Annotated in this window: 4 protein-coding genes and 1 pseudogene; 4 read left to right on the forward strand and 1 reads right to left on the reverse strand. The window is 60.7% G+C overall.

All coding sequences use genetic code 11. The annotated features are described in order from the left end of the window. The 4 genes and pseudogenes from B3849_RS16695 to aat all read left to right on the forward strand — a co-directional run. Window positions 1-252, forward strand: a pseudogene (locus tag B3849_RS16695) (ABC transporter ATP-binding protein); the annotation flags it as partial. Window positions 253-501: 249 nt separating this feature from the next. Next, window positions 502-1,008, forward strand: a complete 507-nt coding sequence (gene accB, locus B3849_RS16700; protein ID WP_278424483.1) for an acetyl-CoA carboxylase biotin carboxyl carrier protein — start codon at window positions 502-504, stop codon at window positions 1,006-1,008. Between the two features lie 10 nt (window positions 1,009-1,018). Continuing rightward, window positions 1,019-2,371: an acetyl-CoA carboxylase biotin carboxylase subunit gene (accC, locus tag B3849_RS16705; protein WP_278424484.1), complete on the forward strand. Its 1,353-nt coding sequence runs from the start codon at window positions 1,019-1,021 to the stop codon at window positions 2,369-2,371. Further along, the gene (gene aat, locus B3849_RS16710) at window positions 2,364-2,999 is read left to right on the forward strand and encodes a leucyl/phenylalanyl-tRNA--protein transferase (RefSeq protein WP_278424485.1); all 636 of its coding nucleotides are present in this window, start codon (window positions 2,364-2,366) and stop codon (window positions 2,997-2,999) included. Before accC ends, aat begins: the two co-directional genes overlap by 8 nt. Here the strand turns inward: aat and B3849_RS16715 are convergent. Next, a partial coding sequence (locus tag B3849_RS16715; protein ID WP_286780454.1) for a DUF2155 domain-containing protein occupies window positions 2,963-3,205 on the reverse strand: 243 nt, incomplete at its 5' end. The two genes, aat and B3849_RS16715, sit on opposite strands and share 37 nt — an antisense overlap.

Raw genomic sequence — 3,205 nt, forward strand, 5'->3', positions numbered from 1 at the left:
GACATCAAGGTGCTGCTGCTGGACGAACCCTATGAGGGGCTTGCCCCCGTCATTGTGGACGAGATCGAAAAGACCCTGTCGCTGATCAAATCCCAAGGCATCACCACCATTCTGGTCGAACAAAACGCGGTGCGTGCGCTTAAACTCGCGGATCGTGCGGTGATCCTTGATACCGGCGGCGTGGTGTTTGACGGCACCGCCGAAGAGGTGCTGAACAACGCCGAACTGCGTGCCGAATATCTGGCAATCTGACGGCCAAGCCTCTACGCGCGCGGGAAAACCAGACGAAACATATGTTTCACACCGGCATTTTCCCGCGCCCGCGTCCCCCTGTCACATCCCCCATATCCCTCGCCCCGATCCGCTGCCCGATCCCGCGCTTTGCGCGGCCAAGCTTACGTTAGGCAACTGCTTGCTTTTCATGGCTGCGCCCATGCCCTATAAGGCAGCAATTCAAGGGCACAGGCAGCGCCCGATCGACTTAGACTGGCTGAGGAAAATATGACAAAAAACACCCATGACGCCGATGTGGCTTTTATCCAGGCGCTCGCCGAGTTGCTGAATGAAAACGATTTGACCGAATTGCAGGTCAAGCGGGATTACGCCGAGGATGACAGCCTGAATGTGCGCGTCAGCCGTAAACCCCCACAACAAATCGTCGCGCCGCAACAGGCGCAGTCGGCCCCTGCACAATACGCAGCCCCCGCCCCCGCGGCCCCTGCACCCGCAGCGGCAGCAGCCCCTGCCGCAGACAACAGCGACCCGGCGGATCACCCCGGCGCAGTCGTCTCTCCGATGGTGGGCACTGTCTATATGCAAGCCGAACCCGGCGCGCCCGCGTTTATCTCTGTCGGGACAAGCGTTTCCGAAGGTGACACGCTGTTGATCGTCGAAGCGATGAAAACCATGAACCACATTCCTGCGCCACGCTCCGGCACGGTCAAGCGGATCTTGGTAGAAGACGGCGCCGCCGTTGAATTCGGCGCGCCTTTGGTGATCCTGGAATAAGGCGAAACCCATGTTCAGAAAAATCCTAGTCGCAAACCGCGGCGAGATCGCGTTGCGCGTGATCCGTGCGGCCCGCGAGATGGGCATCGGGTCTGTCGCCGTCCATTCGACGGCTGACAGCGATGCGATGCATGTGCGCATGGCAGACGAATCTGTCTGCATCGGCCCGCCCTCCTCGCAGCAATCCTATCTGTCGATCCCGTCGATCATCGCCGCCTGCGAGATCACCGGTGCCGAAGCGATCCACCCCGGATACGGTTTCTTGTCGGAAAACGCGGGCTTTGTGCAGATCGTCGAAGACCACGACCTCACCTTTATCGGCCCCACAGCGGAACACATCCGCATCATGGGCGACAAGATCACCGCCAAGGACACCATGAAAGAGCTTGGCGTGCCTTGCGTTCCCGGGTCTGACGGCGGCGTGCCCACATTGGCCGACGCCAAGCGTATCGGCGAGGAAATCGGCTATCCGGTGATCATCAAGGCGACCGCCGGTGGGGGGGGCAAGGGCATGAAAGTGGCGCAATCCGCCGCTGAAATGGAACGTGCCTTCATGACCGCCCGCGCCGAGGGTAAATCGAACTTCGGCAATGACGAAGTCTATATCGAGAAATATCTGACCACACCGCGCCACATCGAGATTCAGGTCTTTGGCGACGGCAAGGGCCGTGCTGTCCACCTGGGCGAGCGGGACTGTTCGCTGCAACGCCGTCACCAGAAGGTTTTCGAAGAGGCCCCCGGCCCGTCGATCACCGCCGAAGAACGCGCGCGGATCGGTAAGGTCTGCGCCGATGCGATGGCCAACATCAACTACATCGGTGCCGGCACGATCGAATTCCTTTATGAAAACGGCGAATTCTACTTCATCGAGATGAACACGCGTTTGCAGGTAGAACACCCTGTGACCGAAGGCATCTTCGGGGTCGATCTGGTGCGCGAACAGATCCGCGTTGCTGCCGGTATGGATATGTCCTTTACGCAAGAAGACCTGCAGATCAACGGCCACGCGATCGAGGTCCGGATCAACGCCGAGAAACTGCCGAACTTCTCGCCCTGCCCGGGCAAGATCACGCAGTATCACGCCCCAGGTGGGCTTGGTGTGCGGATGGATAGCGCGCTGTATGACGGCTATAAAATCCCGCCCTATTACGACAGCCTGATCGGCAAGCTCATCGTCCACGGGCGCGACCGCCCCGAAGCGCTGGCGCGTCTGCGTCGCGCCTTGGGCGAGCTGATCGTGGATGGGGTCGACACCACGGTGCCGCTGTTCCATGCGCTGCTGGACGAACAGGACGTGCTGACAGGGGAGTACAACATCCACTGGCTAGAGCATTGGCTTGAAACCAACCTGGGCAATGCCTGACCTCACGCCCGAGCTGTTATTACACGGCTATTCCATCGGGATCTTCCCCATGGCCGAACACCGCGACGACCCAGAGATTTTCTGGGTCGATCCGCGGCGTCGGGGTGTCTTTCCCCTCGACGGGTTCCATATCTCGCGGTCCCTGGCGCGCGCGATGCGGCGCACGCGCTTTACCATCACCACCAACACCGCGTTCAACGACGTTGTCACCGGCTGCGCCGACCGCGCCGACACTTGGATCAACGCCGAGATTTTCAGCCTTTACGCCCAGCTACACGCGCTTGGTCATGCCCACGCCCTTGAGGTCTGGGAGGATGACATGCTGGTGGGCGGGGTCTATGGCGTCACGCTGGGGCGTGCGTTCTTTGGCGAAAGCATGTTTTCAAGGCGCGACAACGCGTCCAAGATTGCGCTGGCCTGTCTGGTGGACCGGTTGAACCGCGGCGGGTTTACCCTGTTTGACACACAGTTCCTGACCCCGCATCTGGCGTCCCTTGGCGCGCAAGAGATCACCCGCGCGGCCTATCACGCACGGCTAGAAATGGCGTTGATGAAAACGGCAGATTTCACAGCGCCCGCTGCGGCCAGCCCTCAGGACGTAGTGCAGCGGATGACCCAGATGTCATAGCGCGGATGCTCCAGCGCCGACAACGCGGGGGCAGAGGCGATCATCCAGCCTGCAAAAAGCCGGTTCTCGTCGCCCGTCTCGACGATCTCGAGCTCGGCATAGGCGTCGCCCGCAGGGTTGCCCGACGGATAGCGACATTCGTTCATTGTCACATTCAGATTGCCCACGCGCGCGGTTTCGCCACGGCGCATTTCAACGTCACGCGG

Source organism: Sulfitobacter sp. UBA4523 (assembly GCF_002388305.1).
Taxonomy (GTDB): Bacteria; Pseudomonadota; Alphaproteobacteria; order Rhodobacterales; family Rhodobacteraceae; genus Sulfitobacter; species Sulfitobacter pontiacus.

Bases quoted from the DNA above. Each gene is read 5' to 3' on its own strand.
- accC (WP_278424484.1), top strand. From the start codon at position 1,019: ATGTTCAGAAAAATCCTAGTCGCAAACCGCGGCGAGATCGCGTTGCGC.
- aat (WP_278424485.1), top strand. From the start codon at position 2,364: ATGCCTGACCTCACGCCCGAGCTGTTATTACACGGCTATTCCATCGGG.
- accB (WP_278424483.1), top strand. From the start codon at position 502: ATGACAAAAAACACCCATGACGCCGATGTGGCTTTTATCCAGGCGCTC.